A 17,135-nucleotide genomic window follows, 5' to 3' on the forward strand; every position below is an offset into this window, starting at 1 on the left:
GGTTATGCCGCTAAAGTCACTGATATATAAACCTTTGTTACTGAAACCAACTTTGTTATCGCCGCTAATAACAGCCGCTATAGAAACATCACTAAATAGTGTGCTCTTTCGCGACAAAAGCCTAAAAGCTGCACGTTTACGTTTAGCGGGGAAAGTCCTGCGTATTGAGTTACGTGAAATGAGCTTCCCTCTGTTATTAGTATTTAGCGAACGGCAGGTTGATGTTTTAAGTCGATGGGATGGTGATGCGGACTGCATAGTGAAAACGGATGTTGCTGTGTTGGTGAAACTGCGTGACCGTCAGCAGCTTTCATCTTTGATGCGTAGTGGTGAGCTGATTGTCGAAGATGATATCCAGGTAGTTCAACAGCTTGTTACGTTATTAGATCTTGCCGAGTGGGAGCCAGCAGAATGGCTGGCTCCCTATATTGGTGATATAGCAGCGGAAACCATTGGGCAGGTAGTACAAAAAAGTAGCCGTTTTCTCAGTAACCAGTTGCAACAGCAGCAAAACTACTTGGCTGAAGCAATAACTGAAGAATGGAAAATGGCTCCAGCGCCGCTGGAAATTGTGTGGTTTAACGAAGAGGTTGATGCCACCGCTCGAGCTACCGAGGCTTTGACTACCAGATTGGTAACCATGGAGACAAAACAATGACGCCAGGAGAACTTCGGCGCCTGTATCTTATCATTCGGGTTTTTTTGAGCTATGGGCTGGATGAATTAATCCCGAATATACGTTTGACGCTACCATTGCGTATTGGCCGTCATTTATTTTTCTGGTTGCCTAATCGTCATAAAGATAAACCGCTAGGGGAGCGTTTACGTCTTGCCTTGCAGGAGCTAGGACCTGTCTGGATCAAATTTGGACAGATGATGTCTACTCGCCGCGACCTTTTCCCTCCTGAAATTGCCGATCAACTTGCTTTGTTACAAGATAGAGTCGCTCCATTTGATGGTGCGCTTGCACGCAAGTATATTGAAATTGCGATGGGCGGGCCGCTAGAAACATGGTTTGATGACTTTGAGCAGGAAGCTTTAGCCTCTGCTTCCATTGCTCAGGTACATACTGCGCGTTTAAAAGAAAACGGCCAAGAAGTTGTACTCAAAGTCATTCGCCCTGATATCTTGCCGATTATCAAAGCAGATGTACGCTTAATGTATCGTCTGGCGGGTTGGGTTCCTAAGCTTTTACCTGATGGCCGTAGATTACGCCCGCGCGAAGTAGTACGTGAATACGAAAAAACACTGCTTGATGAGCTAAATTTACTGCGTGAAGCCGCTAATGCTATTCAGTTGCGCCGTAATTTTGAAGGCAGTCCAATGCTCTATATTCCCGAGGTATATTCTGATTATTGCCGGGAAAGTGTATTGGTGATGGAGCGAATTTACGGTATTCCCGTATCTGATATTACAGCCCTTGAAGATCAAGGCACCAATATGAAGTTGTTGGCTGAGCGCGGGGTCCAAGTCTTCTTCACTCAGGTTTTCCGTGACAGTTTTTTCCATGCAGATATGCACCCGGGGAATATTTTTGTCAGTTATGAGCATCCTCACGACCCACTTTACATCGGTATTGATTGCGGTATTGTTGGCTCACTGAATAAAGCAGATAAACGCTATCTCGCTGAAAATTTCATTGCTTTCTTTAATCGGGATTATCGCCGAGTTGCAGAACTACACGTCGATTCCGGTTGGGTTCCCCGTGACACTAATGTTGAAGATTTTGAATTCGCTATCCGTACCGTCTGTGAGCCTATTTTCGAAAAACCACTGGCGGAAATATCATTCGGCCATGTGCTATTGAATCTCTTTAACACGGCACGTCGCTTTAATATGGAAGTTCAACCACAGCTGGTTTTACTACAGAAAACGTTGTTGTATGTTGAAGGCTTAGGGCGTCAACTCTACCCACAACTTGATCTCTGGACGACGGCAAAACCTTTCCTGGAAAGCTGGTTGCGGGATCAAGTCGGGTTACCTGCTGTTATTCGTGCATTGAAAGAGAAAGCACCATTCTGGGCGGAAAAATTCCCTGAGTTACCAGAACTTGTTTATGACAGCTTACAGCAGCATAAATTACTACAGCAAAGTGTCGATAAGCTCACAACTCAAATGCAAGGTCAGCAGCAACGTCAGGGTCAATCACGGTATTTATTCGGTGTTGGCGCTACACTATTAGTCAGTGGTACCATTTTATTCTTGGCTGATGCAGTAGAAATTTCAACTGGGTTCATTGTCGCTGGAGTATTGGCTTGGTTTATTGGTTGGCGGCGAACCAGTTAGTGACTTATTGCTAAAAGTATCGGTGGATAGGCCATTGCGCGGCTAATGAGTTATGTAAAAGTTATTCAAGAAGCCACTTATTTGTTCAAGAAGCTATGCGCTAGTTCAAAATGCGGTAAGTTAGATAGGTATTCACCGGGGCTATATGACGTATAATGCGGCCCTCTGTGGAATAACCCCTGTAATATAGAGGTGAATGTAATGGGTGGTATAAGTATTTGGCAGTTATTAATTATTGCTGTGATTGTCGTTCTGTTGTTTGGTACTAACAAATTGCGGACGCTAGGGTCAGATCTGGGTGCATCTATCAAAGGTTTTAAAAAAGCGATTGGTGATGACACACAAACCCCGCCAACTGATACTGATAAAACCAGCAATGATGCTGATTTTGCAAAGACTCTTACTGAAAAACAGCAGCCAGCAGTCAAAGCTGAAGAATCTAAGAGCCACGACAAAGAGCAGGGATAAGCTGTGTTCGATATCGGGTTTAGTGAACTGCTACTGGTGCTGGTGATCGGGCTGGTCGTCCTTGGGCCAGAACGATTACCGGTTGCTGTCAGAACCGTTGCTGGTTGGATTCGGACATTGCGTTCACTTGCGGCAACTGTGCAAAACGAGTTAGCCCAAGAGCTTAAAATACAAGAGTTGCAAGACAGCCTGAAAAAAGCAGAAGAAGCTGGTTTGCAGAACTTGACACCTGAGCTGAAAGCCTCAATGGATGAACTCAAAGAGGCTGCTGAAGCACTGAAGCGTTCTTATCATTCTGACATCGGCTCGGAAGCACCACATACGATCCATAATCCGCTCGTTACTGAACCGGAAGCGATTCATGATGGTGTTACGCCCGCAGAGTCAGCAACGAAAGTTCAAGCATCACCGCAAGCTCCGGGTACTGATATTGATAAAACAGTCGTTCCGGTATCGGTTGAAACCGCCCATGATGGCGATGATAAACCCATTGTTCAGGTTGAGGCATCTTCTGCGTCTATTTCTTCTGTAGATCGGGAGCCTGTTCCTGTTACTAATACCCGCGTAACTCAGGCACAAACTGCCGCAGTTGATACTCATAGCACAGACTCACTCAGTGCTGGTCAACCTCGAACTCACCAACCTGGCGGCGATCGGTAAACATGGCTGTTGATGATACCCAACCCCTTATTACTCATTTAATAGAACTGCGTAAGCGGCTATTGAATTGCATCATCACTATTTTAGTGGTTTTTTTCGTCTTGGTTTTCTTTGCCAATGATATCTACCACTTGGTGTCAGCTCCGTTGATCAAACAACTGCCTGCTGGTTCTAGTATGATTGCAACAGATGTCGCATCACCGTTCTTTACCCCGATTAAATTGACCATGATGGTCTCAGTATTTGTTTCAGCGCCGATGATCCTCTATCAGGTTTGGGCATTTATCGCCCCTGCGCTGTATAAACATGAGCGCCGCTTGATGATCCCACTGCTGATATCCAGCAGCTTCTTATTTTATCTGGGAATGGCATTTGCCTATTTTATTGTTTTTCCGCTAGCTTTTGGCTTTTTTGCCAAAACCGCGCCGGAAAGTGTGTTAATCGCGACGGATATCACCAAATATCTTGATTTCGTTATGGCGCTTTTTATGGCTTTTGGTATTTCTTTTGAAGTTCCGATTGCGATAATTCTTTTGTGCTGGGCGGGAGTGACAACACCTGAAGCATTGAAGAAGAAACGGCCTTATGTGTTTGTTGGTGCTTTTGTTGTGGGAATGCTCCTTACCCCACCTGATGTGCTGTCACAAACACTGTTAGCGATTCCGATGTATCTGTTATTTGAAGTGGGCGTGTTCTTTGCTCGCTTCTACACCGGCAAACAACGCCGTACCGATATTGAGGAAGAGGATGAAGAAGTCGATAACCATCCTAAAGAGTCTTAAATTTCTACTTTGATATTTTAGCCGCCTTCTGGGCGGCTTCTGTTTTGGGACACTTATGTTTGATATCGGCGTGAACTTAACCAGTTCACAATTTGCAAAAGATTGCCCTCAAGTCGTGGCCCGCGCAAAAGATGCTGGGATCTCCGGTATGCTTATTACCGGTACTGATGCAGAAGAAAGCCAGGCAGCCCTTGAGCTTGCCACAGCCTATCCGAGATATTGCTGGTCAACCGCCGGTGTTCATCCCCATCATGCGAGCAGTTGGCAAAAAGATGTGGAGCAGAAAATCCGGGGATTGGCAGCACATGCCGCAGTAGTTGCTATTGGTGAGTGTGGGTTGGATTTTAACCGCGATTTTTCTACTCCAACTGAGCAAGAGATTGCTTTTACCGCACAGCTTGCCTTAGCTGCCGAGCTTTCTTTGCCGGTATTCTTGCATTGCCGAGAGGCGCACGATCGTTTCATTGCTTTGCTTTCACCTTGGCTAGATAAAATTCCCGCAGCTGTTGTGCATTGTTTTACCGGCACTGCTGATGAATTGGATTCCTGTCTGGCATTGGGCTTATCTATCGGTATCACTGGTTGGGTTTGCGATGAACGTCGTGGTCTTGAATTGAGGGCGTTATTGCCGCGTATTCCTGTCCAGCAATTACTGCTAGAAACCGATGCCCCGTATTTATTGCCACGGGATATATATCCTAAACCGGCATCTCGTCGCAATGAACCCTGCTTTCTGCCCCATATCGTCCAGCAGGTTGCTGTCTGGCGACAAGAAGACCCTAAATGGCTAGGGCAGAAAACTGATGAAAACGCCCGCCGGATTTTCCGGTTGGTTTGAGTTAGGAGAACAATATGAGCTATGCATTCCCGGGCACCTTCCCTGGTCGCCGTATGCGCCGTGTGCGCCGTCATGATTTCAGTCGTCGACTGGTCGCTGAAAATCAGCTGACAGTCAATGACTTGATCTATCCGGTGTTTGTCATGGAAGGAACAAACCATCAACAAGCTGTTTCGTCTATGCCAGGAGTCTCGCGTATGACGATTGATTTGTTGGTGAAAGAAGCTGAAATCATTGCCAAGCTTGGCGTTCCGGTCATATCGTTATTCCCGGTTATTGAATCAGGTATGAAATCATTACATGCGGAAGAAGCTTATAACCCGGATGGACTGGTACAACGCACTATACGAGCATTAAAAGATGCGGTGCCAGAGCTCGGCATTCTTACGGATGTTGCCCTCGACCCCTACACAACCCATGGGCAAGATGGTGTGATTGACGCTGACGGTTATGTCATTAATGACATAACCAAAGAGATTTTAGTGCGCCAAGCATTGTCACATGCAGAAGCTGGTGCTGAGATTGTGGCCCCGAGCGATATGATGGATGGCCGTATTGGTGCTATTCGCGATCAGTTAGAGCTACAAGGATTGGTAAATACGCAAATTATGGCGTATTCAGCAAAATATGCCTCTTGTTACTATGGTCCATTCCGCGACGCTATTGGTTCTAGTAGCAATCTGAAAGGGGGAAATAAGAAAACCTATCAAATGGACCCGGCCAATAGTGATGAAGCTTTACAAGAGATTGCTCAAGACTTGCAGGAAGGGGCCGACATGGTGATGGTCAAGCCTGGGATGCCATATTTAGATGTGGTACGCCGGGTGAAAGACACTTTTGGAGTTCCGACCTTTGCTTATCAGGTTTCCGGTGAATATGCGATGCATATGGCAGCAATCCAAAATGGCTGGCTACAAGAAAAACCAACCGTTATGGAGTCGCTACTGTGCTTTAAGCGCGCGGGTGCGGATGGAGTATTAACTTATTTTGCCAAGCAAGTTGCCCAATGGTTGCATGACGACCATATGCAGCGTTAATAGTTTGGTAGTAATAAAAGTCGCAGGGTAGGTACTGAGATACCTACCTTGGGTTTGTTAATTAAGAGTTTTATTGCTTTTCAAACTGGCGATTATCCAGACTTTGTAGCACTTGGCTATTGAGCATATTCAGCAATAACATTGAACGAGCTTCACCATCTGGCTCGGTATAAATCGCGTGTAAACCAGCAAAGATACCCTCAGTAATTGTCACTATATCGCCAGGAGTGGGTATTTCAGGATCAATTATTTTATCTGCAGTATAGGATTGCATCTCAGTAATAACGATTGCCGGGATTACTGCGGGCTGTACGCCAAATCGGACAAAGTGACTAACACCCCGGGTGGCGCTTATCGTTGTGGTATGAATCTGCTCCGGATCAAACTCCACAAACAGATAATTTGGGAATAGTGCTTCCGTCATTTCAGTTCTTTTTCCGCGCACTAACTTTTCGATAGCGACTATCGGTGTCCAGCAATTCACTTCTTGTCGCTCTAGATGCTCTTTAGCACGCAAAAGCTGACCACGTTTACAATATAACAAATGCCAGTGTTTCATAATTTCATATGCCTTTAGCTACTACCCGGCAGCATAACAAAAATGGGGATACATATACAGTAAGGAAAAAACATCATTTGATATATCTATTTGTTATTTAAGTCATTAACTGTAATTTTTATCGAAAATCCTATATCTTTTTTTGTAAAAGTTAATAACAGATAGTCAATAATCATATGATATTTTTTCGAGTTAGCCTGCATTCATTTTTAACAAAAAGACAGCAACTGCTATAAAGACAGCCTATAATGGCGCATCACTTAGCCGCCGAAATGATCAGCATGAAATACCGTGACTTACGTGACTTCCTCTCGTTGCTGGAACAGAGGGGTGAACTTAAACGTATTAGCCAGCCTATTGATCCTTATCTGGAAATGACAGAAATTGCCGATCGCACTTTGCGTGCTGGTGGGCCTGCATTACTTTTTGAGAATCCGAAAGGCTACAGTATGCCCGTGCTGTGTAACCTGTTTGGCACAGCTAAACGGGTTGCGATGGGAATGGGGCAAGAAGATGTCAGTGCACTGCGCGATGTCGGCAAGCTGTTAGCTTTCCTGAAAGAGCCTGATCCGCCAAAAGGTTTTCGCGATTTATTCGATAAACTGCCGAAATTCAAGCAGGTATTGAATATGCCGACGAAATGCTTAAGCTCTGCCCCGTGCCAAGAGCAAGTATGGGAGGGGGAAGATGTCGATCTAAGCCGAATCCCTGTTATGCACTGTTGGCCTGAGGATGCAGCTCCATTAGTCTCTTGGGGCTTGACGGTTACCCGAGGGCCACATAAAGAGCGCCAGAACTTGGGTATCTATCGCCAACAAGTCCTGGGCAAAAATAAGTTAATTATGCGCTGGTTATCTCATCGTGGCGGCGCTTTGGATTATCAAGAATGGTGTGAAGCACATCCCGGTGAACGTTTCCCAGTAGCCGTCGCGCTGGGGGCTGATCCTGCGACTATTTTGGCTGCGGTAACGCCCGTGCCAGATACACTGTCTGAATATGCTTTTGCTGGTTTATTACGCGGACATAAAACCGAGGTCGTAAAGTGTCTTTCCAACGCACTTGAAGTTCCTGCAAGTGCAGAAATTGTATTGGAAGGATATATTGAGCAGGGTGAGATGGCACCAGAAGGCCCTTATGGTGACCATACCGGCTATTACAACGAGATTGATAGCTTCCCTGTCTTTACCGTCACACATATTACCCAACGTAAAGACGCGATTTATCATTCAACTTATACTGGCCGTCCTCCGGATGAACCGGCGGTGATGGGGGTTGCGCTGAATGAAGTATTTGTTCCTATTTTGCAAAAGCAATTCCCAGAGATTGTTGATTTTTATCTACCACCCGAGGGATGTTCATACCGCTTGGCCGTGGTAACAATCAAAAAACAGTATGCTGGTCATGCTAAACGCGTGATGATGGGTGTTTGGTCGTTTTTACGCCAGTTTATGTATACAAAATTTGTTATTGTCTGTGACGATGACATTAATGCTCGTGATTGGAATGATGTTATTTGGGCGATTACGACCCGAATGGATCCTTCCCGCGATACGGTATTAATTGAAAATACGCCAATAGATTACTTGGATTTCGCCTCGCCGGTTTCCGGTTTAGGATCGAAAATGGGGCTGGATGCCACCAACAAATGGCCAGCAGAGACTCCACGTGAATGGGGGCGTCCAATTAAAATGGATGAAGAAGTCCGCGCCCGCGTTGATGCTATTTGGGACGAACTCGCCATTTTCAGTGACAAAGAGACGAAACGCTAACCGGCGTCCATTTTGTCCTTAGTTTTGCATTTGATGACCCGACAGAGGGAAGGCATGACAACTTTAAGCTGTAAAGTAACCTCCGTAGAGGCCATTACCGATACGGTGTACCGGGTGCAATTGGTGCCTGCATCTGCATTTTCTTTCCGTGCTGGGCAGTATTTAATGGTCGTCATGGACGAGCGTGATAAACGGCCATTCTCTATGGCGTCCACGCCACTGGAAACAGACTTCATCGAGCTGCATATCGGGGCTTCGGAGCTCAACCTGTATGCTATGGCGGTGATGGATAGAATTCTGAAAGAGAAAACACTGGATGTGGATATCCCGCATGGCGAGGCGTGGTTCCGCGAGGGCAGTCATCGACCATTGGTCTTGATTGCTGGTGGTACAGGTTTTTCCTATGCGCGCTCCATTTTGTTAGCGGCATTGGCTGAGCAACCTGATCGCGAAGTCTCCATCTATTGGGGAGGGCGCGAAGCTATACATTTATATGACCTCAGCGAACTGGAAGCGCTGTCGATAAAATATCCGCAGTTGAAAGTTATCCCCGTGGTTGAGCAACCGGAAGAGGGTTGGCGCGGTCGTACTGGAACGGTTCTGAGTGCGGTGCTGCAAGACTTTGGTTCTCTTGCTGAGCAGGATATTTATATCGCGGGTCGTTTTGAAATGGCGAAGATTGCACGTGAGCGTTTTTGTGCAGAACGCGGCGCGCTGGAATCCCATATTTATGGCGATGCTTTTGCTTTTATCTGAGTAAAGCGGCAGTTAAAAAGCCCGCCCCTGACAGGCGGGAAAACGGCAACTAAACTCCAGTCTAAGGGCCTGTATTCAGGCCCTTAATGTTTTTTGGTTATACGCGTTCAAAGACAGTCGCAATGCCTTGGCCTAAGCCAATGCACATGGTTGCCAGGCCGAATTGCACGTCACGATGCTCCATCAGATTGAGCAACGTGGTGGAAATTCGTGCTCCTGAACAGCCTAATGGATGGCCGAGTGCAATGGCGCCCCCATTCAGGTTTACCTTGTCATCCATGCTTTCCAGTAGACCCAAACCTTTCAAGCAAGCCAATGACTGAGCGGCAAACGCCTCATTTAATTCAAATAAACCAATATCTTCGAGCTTAAGCCCGGCGCGCTTTAGTGCCAATTTGCTGGCGGGTACTGGGCCATAGCCCATAATTGATGGGTCGCAACCGACCACGGCCATCGAGCGAATACGGGCACGTGGCGTCAAACCCAATGATTTTGCACGAGATTCGCTCATGATTAGCATCGCGGAAGCACCATCAGAAAGTGCTGAGGATGTCCCCGCCGTCACTGTCCCATTCACTGGATCAAAAGCTGGGCGTAGAGCCGCTAAACCCGCCAAATTGGTTTCAGGGCGAATAACTTCATCAAAATCAAAGCGTTTTAATATGCCATCGGCATCGTGTCCATTGGTGGCGACAATCTCTTTGGCAAAATAGCCTTCCTGTGTGGCGGCAGATGCCCGTTGATGGGAGCGGACTGCAAACTCATCTTGAGACTCGCGGCTGATATTATGAATCTTTGCCAGCATTTCGGCTGTTAGCCCCATCATTCCTGCGGCTTTAGCCACAGTGCGGCCCATGCCAGGATGGAAATCAACACCGTGATTCATGGGTACATGGCCCATATGTTCCACACCACCAATCAAACTGACTTGCGCATCACCCACCATGATAGCTCTGGCACCATCATGCAAAGCTTGCATTGATGAGCCACACAGGCGGTTTACTGTCACCGCAGGGACACTATGAGGAATTTCGGCCAGCAAAGAAGCATTGCGGGCGATATTAAAGCCCTGCTCTAGTGTTTGCTGCACACAACCCCAATAAATATCGTCGATTTCGGCGGCATTCAGCTTAGGATTGCGGCTCAGCATTGCCCGCATTACGTGAGCAGAGAGATCTTCCGCCCGAACCTGACGGAATGCGCCGCCTTTGGAGCGGCCCATCGGTGTGCGGACGGCATCAATAATGACTACATTTTCCATGTTTTCAGACCTCATGCCGGTTGACTGGTAGAAATATCAGGCAGCGCTGTCGCTACAGGATAATAGCTTTCGTTATGTTCAGCTTTGGCCCTCAGCCCCGCCGGGACGTGATACAGCGCACCAAGATGAACATAACGCTGAGCCATTTCGACATAATTTGCACTGCCGATGGTGTCAAGGTAACGGAAAACGCCGCCGTGGAATGGCGGGAACCCAATGCCATACACCAGCGCCATGTCGCCCTCAGCTGGGCTGGCAATAATACCTTCTTCCAGACACCGCACGACTTCATTGATCATCGGGATCATGGTGCGGGCAATAATATCTTCATCACTAAATTTCTTAACTGATTGAATGACTTGTGCTAATAACACATCTACTTGTTCATCATTCTCTTTACGCGGTTTGCCTTTGGCATCTTGGGTGTAACGGTAGAAACCCTGGCCATTTTTTTGACCAAATCGTTGGTTTTCGAACATGACGTCAACCGCATCGCGATAATCTTTATTCATACGTTCAGGGAAGCCGGCAGCCATAACAGCTTGTGCATGGTGCGCGGTATCAATGCCGACCACATCTAATAGATAGGCAGGGCCCATTGGCCAGCCAAATTGTTTTTCCATCACTTTATCAATTTGGCGGAAGTCCGCTCCGTCTCTGACTAACATACCGAACCCGGCCAGATACGGGAATAAAACGCGGTTAACAAAGAAACCTGGGCAATCATTGACCACAATCGGGGTTTTACCCATTTGCGTGGCGTATGCGACAACAGCAGCGATAGTTTTATCTGAGGTTTTCGCACCTCGAATAATTTCAACCAGTGGCATGCGATGAACGGGGTTGAAGAAGTGCATGCCACAGAAGTTTTCTGGGCGTTTAAGGGATTTAGCGAGTTGATCGATCGGAATTGTAGAGGTGTTAGAGGCCAAAACAGTTTCTTCGCCGATCAATGCTTCAACTTCAGCCAGCACCGCCGCTTTCACTTTTGGATTTTCCACCACCGCTTCTACGATGACTTGGGCGCGTTCAATACCGGTGTAATCAAGTGTTGGCTGGATAGTCGCTAAGATACTCGCCATTTTCAGACCATCCACTTTGCCGCGTTCCAACTGTTTATTCAGTAACTTGGCCGCCTCATTCATCCCCAGTGTCAGGGATTTTTCATTAATGTCTTTCATAATGACTGGCACAGCTTTCAGTGCTGATTGATAGGCAATTCCACCGCCCATAATCCCCGCACCCAGTACTGCGGCCTGTTTTGGTGCACTAACACCTTTGGACAGTTTTTTAGCCTGTCCTTTAACATATTGATCATTGAGGAAAATACCGACTAATGCCCGGGCTTCATTGGATCCCGCTAAACGGACAAAACTGGTGGTTTCCAACTTCAATGCTTCGGTTCGACCAAGTTTTGCGGCGGCCTCGATGGTTTTGACTGCGGTCAGGGGAGCCGGATAGTGTTTACCTGCTACTTGCATGACCATGCCTTTAGCAATGGTAAAACACATGGCGGCTTCAGTGGGGTTGAGCTTCAGAGGCTCCAATTTCGGGAGGCGAGCGGCTTTCCAGTCAAGTTTGCCGTCAATAGCCTGTTTCAGCATGGTTAAAGCTGCATCAGCCAGTTTCTCAGGGGCGACGACAGCATCAATCAGACCAACTTTTAAAGCATCTTTAGCAATAATATCTTTGCCAGCCGCGATAATTTCCAACGCACTGTCAGCGCCTAATAACCGTGGCAAGCGAACTGAACCGCCAAAACCTGGCATGATTCCGAGCTTGGTTTCCGGTAGGCCAATACGTGCTTCTGGTGAAGCCACACGGAAATCTGTTGCCAGAATACATTCGCACCCGCCACCCAGCGCATATCCATTGATCGCAGATAGGGTCGGTACCGGTAAATCTTCCAAACGATTGAAAATGTCGTTGGCGAAAACCAACCATTGATGCAATTTTTCCGGTGGGGCATTAAACAGGGATAGAAACTCTGTGATATCAGCGCCAACAATAAAGGCCGCCTTAGTTGAACTCAATAGTAACCCTTTGAGTTCGCTTTGTTTTTCCAACACAATCAAGGCTTCACCCAGATTGGCTACGGTTTTAGTATCCAGTTTATTAACTGAACCCGGTGCTTCAAACACCAACTCGGCAATGCCGTTTTCCAGCCAGTGAAGCTTTAATGTTTCGCTTTGGTAGAGCATATCTATCTCCTGAATAAGCGCATGTGATCTGGTATGACCAGATATTCAGGAAGTGTGGATATTTTGTTAATGAATTGCAAACAAGAGATTGATTTTTTGCAGTGAAGATCACAGTCAATCGGATGGCATAATTGATTTTCATCAATTTTATTCGAGGCGTATCGAGGGGCTGAAAAATGGATTTATTGCCTACTTGCGAGCGAGTTATCACGTCAGTTATTTTGGATATTGTTGTTATCACATCATGGAATGAGTGTCGGCGAAACATGGCCTCGGCGACTATGATAAGATTGAAAAATTAAGTTCTAATAGCGAAGGGTACTGTGATGGAAACGCTGGCTTCTTTATATAACGAACATTTATCCACTCTACAACAACGCACTCGTGAGGTGTTAGAGCGTCATCAGTTAGATGCTTTATTGATTCATTCCGGTGAGTTGCAACGTATTTTCCTTGATGACCGTGACTATCCTTTTAAAGTTAATGCCCAATTCAAAGCTTGGGTGCCGGTGACGCAAGTTCCAAACTGCTGGTTATGGGTTGATGGCGTTAATTCGCCGAAGTTATGGTTTTACTCCCCGGTAGATTATTGGCACTGTGTTGAGCCGTTACCAGATAGCTTCTGGACCAAGGCCATTGATATTCAACCATTGGCAAACGCTAATGATATTGCACAACTATTACCGGCACAGCGCGATCGCGTTGCATACATTGGATATGCTCAAGAACGCGCCCAGGCCTTGGGTTTCAGTGCAGAAAACATTAATCCACAGCCAGTGTTGGATTATCTGCATTTCTACCGCTCTTATAAAACAGATTATGAACTGGCCTGCATGCGTGAAGCGCAAAAAACGGCAGTTGCCGGGCATCGCGCAGCTCATGAAGCATTCCAGTCCGGTATGAGTGAGTTTGATATCAACCTCGCTTATCTGATGGCTACCGGTCATCGTGATACTGATGTGCCCTACGATAATATTGTTGCGCTAAATGAACATTCAGCTGTACTCCATTACACTACGCTACAACACCAGCCACCGGCAGAAATGCGTAGTTTCCTGATGGATGCGGGCGCGGAATATAATGGCTATGCTGCTGACTTGACCCGCACTTATGCCGCAGACAGTGAAAACGATTTTGCCGCATTGATCAAAGACCTTAATAATGAACAGCTTGAACTGATTAAAACCATTAAAAGTGGTGAGCGCTATACCGATTATCATGTTCAGATGCATCAGCGTATTGCGAAGTTGCTGCGTACTCATAACTTGGTGACGGGTATCAGTGAAGAGGCGATGGTCGAACAAGGTATTACCTGCCCATTCTTACCACACGGGCTGGGTCACCCTCTAGGGTTGCAAGTTCATGATACTGCTGGTTTTATGCAGGATGATAAAGGGACGCATCTCAGCGCGCCATCCAAATATCCTTACCTACGCTGCACTCGTATTCTGCAACCGCGCATGGTATTGACCATTGAACCTGGCCTCTACTTTATCGAATCCTTATTGGCACCTTGGCGCTCCGGTGAATTCAGTCAGCATTTCAATTGGGATCTTATCGAAACACTGAAACCTTATGGTGGTATTCGTATAGAAGACAATATCGTTATTCACGATAATCGGGTCGAGAACATGACACGCGACCTGAAGCTGGCCTAATGCAGCCGTATCTAATCCCTACGGCGCCGGTGACTATCAGCGAAGAGATTAAAAAAAGTCGATTCATCACCTTGCTGGCGCATACCAGTGGGGTGAATGAAGCGAAAGATTTTATTCAGCAGATAAAGCAACAGCATCCAACAGCCCGGCATCATTGCTGGGCTTTTGTTGCCGGAGCACCTATAGATTCACAGCAATTAGGTTTTTCCGATGATGGTGAGCCTTCGGGCACGGCGGGTAAACCGATTCTTGCCCAACTGATGGGCAGTGGCATAGGTGAAATAACCGCGGTGGTTGTGCGCTATTATGGTGGCATCAAGTTGGGTACTGGTGGGCTAGTCAGGGCTTATGGCAGTGGTGTTCAACAGGCGTTGAAGCAAATTGAAGTAAAATATAAAGTCCCACAGGTAGAATATACTTTGCAGTGTGACTATGCGCAGTTGTCCATAGTAGAAACATTATTACAGCAGGTTGAAGGCCAGATTTTACAGAGTGATTACGCACAATTTGTGACACTCCATCTCTCTTTGCCAGCAACTCAAGCCAGTCAGGTCGGGGATAAATTGCGGGATCTCAGTCGTGGTATGTTGCAATTGACACCCATTTCGCAATAATCCCCATCCAAGTGAATTGCTAAGGAACGTGCCGGAATGCATTTTCGTGCCATAACCCGTATTGTCGGCCTGCTAGTTATCTTATTCTCCGGGACAATGTTTATTCCTGGGGTAGTGGCCTTGATCTATCGTGATGGTGCCGGCCGTGCCTTCAGCGAAACCTTTTTTGTTGCCTTGGCAATAGGCCTTTTACTGTGGCTACCGAACCGAAAACAGAAGCATGAGTTAAAGCCCCGAGAGGGCTTTTTGATCGTCGTGCTGTTCTGGACAGTGTTGGGCAGTGTCGGGGCATTACCGTTTTTATTCTCTGAGCGACCTAATCTTTCGCTGACTGATGCATTCTTTGAATCATTTTCTGGGCTGACAACTACCGGAGCCACTACGCTGGTGGGATTGGATTCGCTGCCTAAAGCTATTTTATTCTATCGACAAATGCTGCAATGGCTTGGTGGCATGGGGATCATTGTGTTGGCGGTGGCCATCTTGCCTATCTTAGGTGTTGGGGGGATGCAGCTCTATCGGGCGGAAATGCCTGGGCCGTTGAAAGATAATAAAATGCGCCCCCGGATTGCTGAAACAGCGAAAACACTTTGGCTTATCTATGTCTTGCTGACCATTGCTTGTGCGCTTTCTCTGTGGGCTGCCGGAATGTCGGTGTTTGATGCTATCTCTCACAGCTTTTCTACGATTGCAATAGGCGGCTTCTCTACTCATGACGCCAGTATCGGTTACTTCAACAGCCCGACGATTAACACTATTATTGCTATTTTCTTGCTAATCTCGGGGTGTAACTTTGGCCTGCACTTTGCTGTGCTCAGTGGCCGCAGTTTGAAAGTTTATTGGCGTGATCCCGAATTCCGTATGTTTATCTTTGTACAATTGACGCTGGTTATCGTTTGTACCTTAGTGCTCTGGCAACACAGTGTATACAAGTCGGGGATAGAAACCTTAAATCAGGCCTTTTTCCAAGTGGTCTCTATGGCGACTACGGCGGGCTTCACGACGGACAGCATTTCCAAGTGGCCGTTATTCCTACCGATACTCTTATTATGTTCTGCTTTTATCGGGGGGTGTGCGGGGTCGACCGGTGGCGGTTTGAAAGTTATCCGTATCTTGTTGCTTTATCTACAAGGTTCGCGTGAGTTAAAACGCTTGGTTCATCCAAACGCGGTCTACACCATCAAGCTGGGGCGACGAGCATTGCCGGAACGGATACTGGAAGCCGTTTGGGGTTTCTTCTCTGCATATGCATTGGTTTTCATTATCAGTATGTTGGCTATCATCGCAACGGGTGTTGATGAGTTTTCTGCTTTTGCGGCAGTGACTGCAACATTGAACAATTTAGGGCCCGGTTTGGGCGTAGTCGCGGATAACTTCACTTCTATGAACCCGGCTGCTAAATGGATATTAGTGATAACAATGCTATTTGGCCGGTTGGAAGTTTTCACCTTGCTGGTTCTTTTCACCCCAACATTCTGGCGTGAGTAATTCTGCATAAGGAACATTGCTATGAAAGTACTGATACTTTACTCCAGCCGAGATGGTCAAACGCAAACCATCGCTTCTTATATAGCTAAGGAATTATCCACCGGTGCCACGTGTGAAATACAGGACTTGGCCAATGTGGAGAAAATAGACCTGAGGCAGTATCAGCAAGTAATGATTGGCGCCTCTGTACGTTATGGCCATTTCAGCCCGGTATTGAGTCAATTCGTCAATAAACATGTTGAACAGCTTAATCAAATACCGAGTGCGTTCTTTGCCGTCAATCTGACCGCGCGTAAACCAGAGAAACGTTCTCCCCAGACTAATGCTTATGTTCGCAAGTTCTTACTCGGCACACCTTGGCAACCCACATTGTGTACGGTATTCGCAGGAGCCCTGCGTTATCCCCGCTATCGGTGGATAGACAAGGTCATGATTCAACTTATTATGCGAATGACGGGCGGAGAAACGGATACCAGCAAAGAAGTCGAGTATACCGATTGGCAACAGGTGAGCGGTTTTGCTCAAGATTTCTCAGCGCTACAGTACAAAAAGTGACGAGAATGGTGGTTATCACCGCAAGTTGTTGAAAAAAAACACGGTTGAAAAGTTTTTTCAAATTAGGGGTTGCAGGCTGTCAGGAACTCCCTATAATGCGCCTCCACTGACCGGGAACAACGAAACACACTTCGCCGGGTCAGGAAGAGAAAAGAATGATTTTGACTTCGAAAGAAAACAAATAAATCCTTGACTCTTCAGCG

Annotated in this window: 16 protein-coding genes; 13 read left to right on the forward strand and 3 right to left on the reverse strand. The window is 46.7% G+C overall.

Features of this window, described 5'->3' with window-relative positions; all coding sequences use genetic code 11:
- The first annotated feature begins 4 nt into the window (after positions 1-4).
- From ubiJ to hemB, 7 genes are all read left to right on the forward strand, one after another.
- Complete coding sequence (ubiJ, locus tag OVO64_RS16585) at positions 5-658, forward strand: ubiquinone biosynthesis protein UbiJ (RefSeq protein ID WP_038638352.1); 654 nt, start codon at positions 5-7, stop codon at positions 656-658.
- Complete coding sequence (gene ubiB, locus OVO64_RS16590) at positions 655-2,286, forward strand: ubiquinone biosynthesis regulatory protein kinase UbiB (protein WP_038638356.1); 1,632 nt, start codon at positions 655-657, stop codon at positions 2,284-2,286. The genes ubiJ and ubiB overlap by 4 nt, the downstream gene beginning before the upstream one ends.
- A gap of 201 nt (positions 2,287-2,487) precedes the next feature.
- Entirely contained in the window at positions 2,488-2,754 is a 267-nt protein-coding gene (gene tatA, locus OVO64_RS16595; protein ID WP_038638359.1) for a Sec-independent protein translocase subunit TatA, read from the forward strand.
- A 3-nt stretch (positions 2,755-2,757) separates the two neighbouring features.
- Positions 2,758-3,414, forward strand: coding sequence for a Sec-independent protein translocase protein TatB (tatB, locus tag OVO64_RS16600; protein WP_038638362.1), 657 nt, complete (start codon positions 2,758-2,760; stop codon positions 3,412-3,414).
- A gap of 2 nt (positions 3,415-3,416) precedes the next feature.
- Positions 3,417-4,196 (forward strand): Sec-independent protein translocase subunit TatC, encoded by a 780-nt coding sequence (tatC, locus tag OVO64_RS16605; RefSeq protein WP_050292278.1) that lies wholly within the window; start codon positions 3,417-3,419, stop codon positions 4,194-4,196.
- 55 nt (positions 4,197-4,251) lie between these two features.
- The gene (gene tatD / locus OVO64_RS16610) at positions 4,252-5,034 is read left to right on the forward strand and encodes a 3'-5' ssDNA/RNA exonuclease TatD (RefSeq protein WP_145509961.1); all 783 of its coding nucleotides are present in this window, start codon (positions 4,252-4,254) and stop codon (positions 5,032-5,034) included.
- A gap of 14 nt (positions 5,035-5,048) precedes the next feature.
- Complete coding sequence (hemB, locus tag OVO64_RS16615; protein WP_038638371.1) at positions 5,049-6,071, forward strand: porphobilinogen synthase; 1,023 nt, start codon at positions 5,049-5,051, stop codon at positions 6,069-6,071.
- A gap of 70 nt (positions 6,072-6,141) precedes the next feature.
- On the opposite strand, the gene rfaH is transcribed toward hemB, so the two are convergent.
- Positions 6,142-6,630, reverse strand: a complete 489-nt coding sequence (rfaH, locus tag OVO64_RS16620) for a transcription/translation regulatory transformer protein RfaH (RefSeq protein ID WP_038638374.1) — start codon at positions 6,628-6,630, stop codon at positions 6,142-6,144.
- 272 nt (positions 6,631-6,902) lie between these two features.
- Between rfaH and ubiD the strand changes: the two genes are divergently transcribed.
- A complete protein-coding gene (ubiD, locus tag OVO64_RS16625) occupies positions 6,903-8,399 on the forward strand; it encodes a 4-hydroxy-3-polyprenylbenzoate decarboxylase (RefSeq protein ID WP_038639995.1) in 1,497 nt (498 codons plus the stop codon).
- A 54-nt stretch (positions 8,400-8,453) separates the two neighbouring features.
- Positions 8,454-9,155, forward strand: coding sequence for an NAD(P)H-flavin reductase (gene fre / locus OVO64_RS16630; RefSeq protein WP_038638377.1), 702 nt, complete (start codon positions 8,454-8,456; stop codon positions 9,153-9,155).
- Positions 9,156-9,252: 97 nt separating this feature from the next.
- Here the strand turns inward: fre and fadA are convergent, their stop codons facing one another.
- A complete protein-coding gene (gene fadA, locus OVO64_RS16635) occupies positions 9,253-10,416 on the reverse strand; it encodes an acetyl-CoA C-acyltransferase FadA (protein ID WP_038638380.1) in 1,164 nt (387 codons plus the stop codon).
- A gap of 11 nt (positions 10,417-10,427) precedes the next feature.
- Positions 10,428-12,617, reverse strand: a complete 2,190-nt coding sequence (gene fadB, locus OVO64_RS16640; RefSeq protein WP_038638384.1) for a fatty acid oxidation complex subunit alpha FadB — start codon at positions 12,615-12,617, stop codon at positions 10,428-10,430.
- A 326-nt stretch (positions 12,618-12,943) separates the two neighbouring features.
- Here fadB and pepQ point away from each other — a divergent pair, with 326 nt between their 5' ends.
- From pepQ to hemG, 4 genes are read left to right on the forward strand one after another with little or no spacing between them, the layout of a single operon-like run.
- On the forward strand, positions 12,944-14,275 hold the full coding sequence (gene pepQ, locus OVO64_RS16645; protein WP_050292273.1) for a Xaa-Pro dipeptidase: 1,332 nt from the start codon (positions 12,944-12,946) through the stop codon (positions 14,273-14,275).
- Positions 14,275-14,889, forward strand: a complete 615-nt coding sequence (locus OVO64_RS16650) for an IMPACT family protein (protein ID WP_267248900.1) — start codon at positions 14,275-14,277, stop codon at positions 14,887-14,889. The genes pepQ and OVO64_RS16650 overlap by 1 nt, the downstream gene beginning before the upstream one ends.
- Before the next feature lie 36 nt (positions 14,890-14,925).
- Positions 14,926-16,377 carry a Trk system potassium transporter TrkH gene (trkH, locus tag OVO64_RS16655; protein WP_004391390.1) on the forward strand — a complete coding sequence of 484 codons (1,452 nt, stop codon included), beginning with the start codon at positions 14,926-14,928 and terminating at the stop codon, positions 16,375-16,377.
- A 21-nt stretch (positions 16,378-16,398) separates the two neighbouring features.
- The gene (gene hemG / locus OVO64_RS16660; protein ID WP_267248901.1) at positions 16,399-16,932 is read left to right on the forward strand and encodes a menaquinone-dependent protoporphyrinogen IX dehydrogenase; all 534 of its coding nucleotides are present in this window, start codon (positions 16,399-16,401) and stop codon (positions 16,930-16,932) included.
- Positions 16,933-17,135: the final 203 nt, after the last annotated feature.

The organism is Yersinia sp. Marseille-Q5920 (assembly GCF_946902935.1).
In the GTDB taxonomy this organism is placed as follows: Bacteria; Pseudomonadota; Gammaproteobacteria; order Enterobacterales; family Enterobacteriaceae; genus Yersinia; species Yersinia rochesterensis.

Bases quoted from the DNA above. Each gene is read 5' to 3' on its own strand.
- ubiJ (WP_038638352.1), top strand. From the start codon at position 5: ATGCCGCTAAAGTCACTGATATATAAACCTTTGTTACTGAAACCAACT.
- ubiB (WP_038638356.1), top strand. From the start codon at position 655: ATGACGCCAGGAGAACTTCGGCGCCTGTATCTTATCATTCGGGTTTTT.
- tatA (WP_038638359.1), top strand. From the start codon at position 2,488: ATGGGTGGTATAAGTATTTGGCAGTTATTAATTATTGCTGTGATTGTC.
- tatC (WP_050292278.1), top strand. From the start codon at position 3,417: ATGGCTGTTGATGATACCCAACCCCTTATTACTCATTTAATAGAACTG.
- tatD (WP_145509961.1), top strand. From the start codon at position 4,252: ATGTTTGATATCGGCGTGAACTTAACCAGTTCACAATTTGCAAAAGAT.
- hemB (WP_038638371.1), top strand. From the start codon at position 5,049: ATGAGCTATGCATTCCCGGGCACCTTCCCTGGTCGCCGTATGCGCCGT.
- rfaH (WP_038638374.1), bottom strand. From the start codon at position 6,630: ATGAAACACTGGCATTTGTTATATTGTAAACGTGGTCAGCTTTTGCGT.
- ubiD (WP_038639995.1), top strand. From the start codon at position 6,903: ATGATCAGCATGAAATACCGTGACTTACGTGACTTCCTCTCGTTGCTG.
- fre (WP_038638377.1), top strand. From the start codon at position 8,454: ATGACAACTTTAAGCTGTAAAGTAACCTCCGTAGAGGCCATTACCGAT.
- fadA (WP_038638380.1), bottom strand. From the start codon at position 10,416: ATGGAAAATGTAGTCATTATTGATGCCGTCCGCACACCGATGGGCCGC.
- fadB (WP_038638384.1), bottom strand. From the start codon at position 12,617: ATGCTCTACCAAAGCGAAACATTAAAGCTTCACTGGCTGGAAAACGGC.
- pepQ (WP_050292273.1), top strand. From the start codon at position 12,944: ATGGAAACGCTGGCTTCTTTATATAACGAACATTTATCCACTCTACAA.
- OVO64_RS16650 (WP_267248900.1), top strand. From the start codon at position 14,275: ATGCAGCCGTATCTAATCCCTACGGCGCCGGTGACTATCAGCGAAGAG.
- trkH (WP_004391390.1), top strand. From the start codon at position 14,926: ATGCATTTTCGTGCCATAACCCGTATTGTCGGCCTGCTAGTTATCTTA.
- hemG (WP_267248901.1), top strand. From the start codon at position 16,399: ATGAAAGTACTGATACTTTACTCCAGCCGAGATGGTCAAACGCAAACC.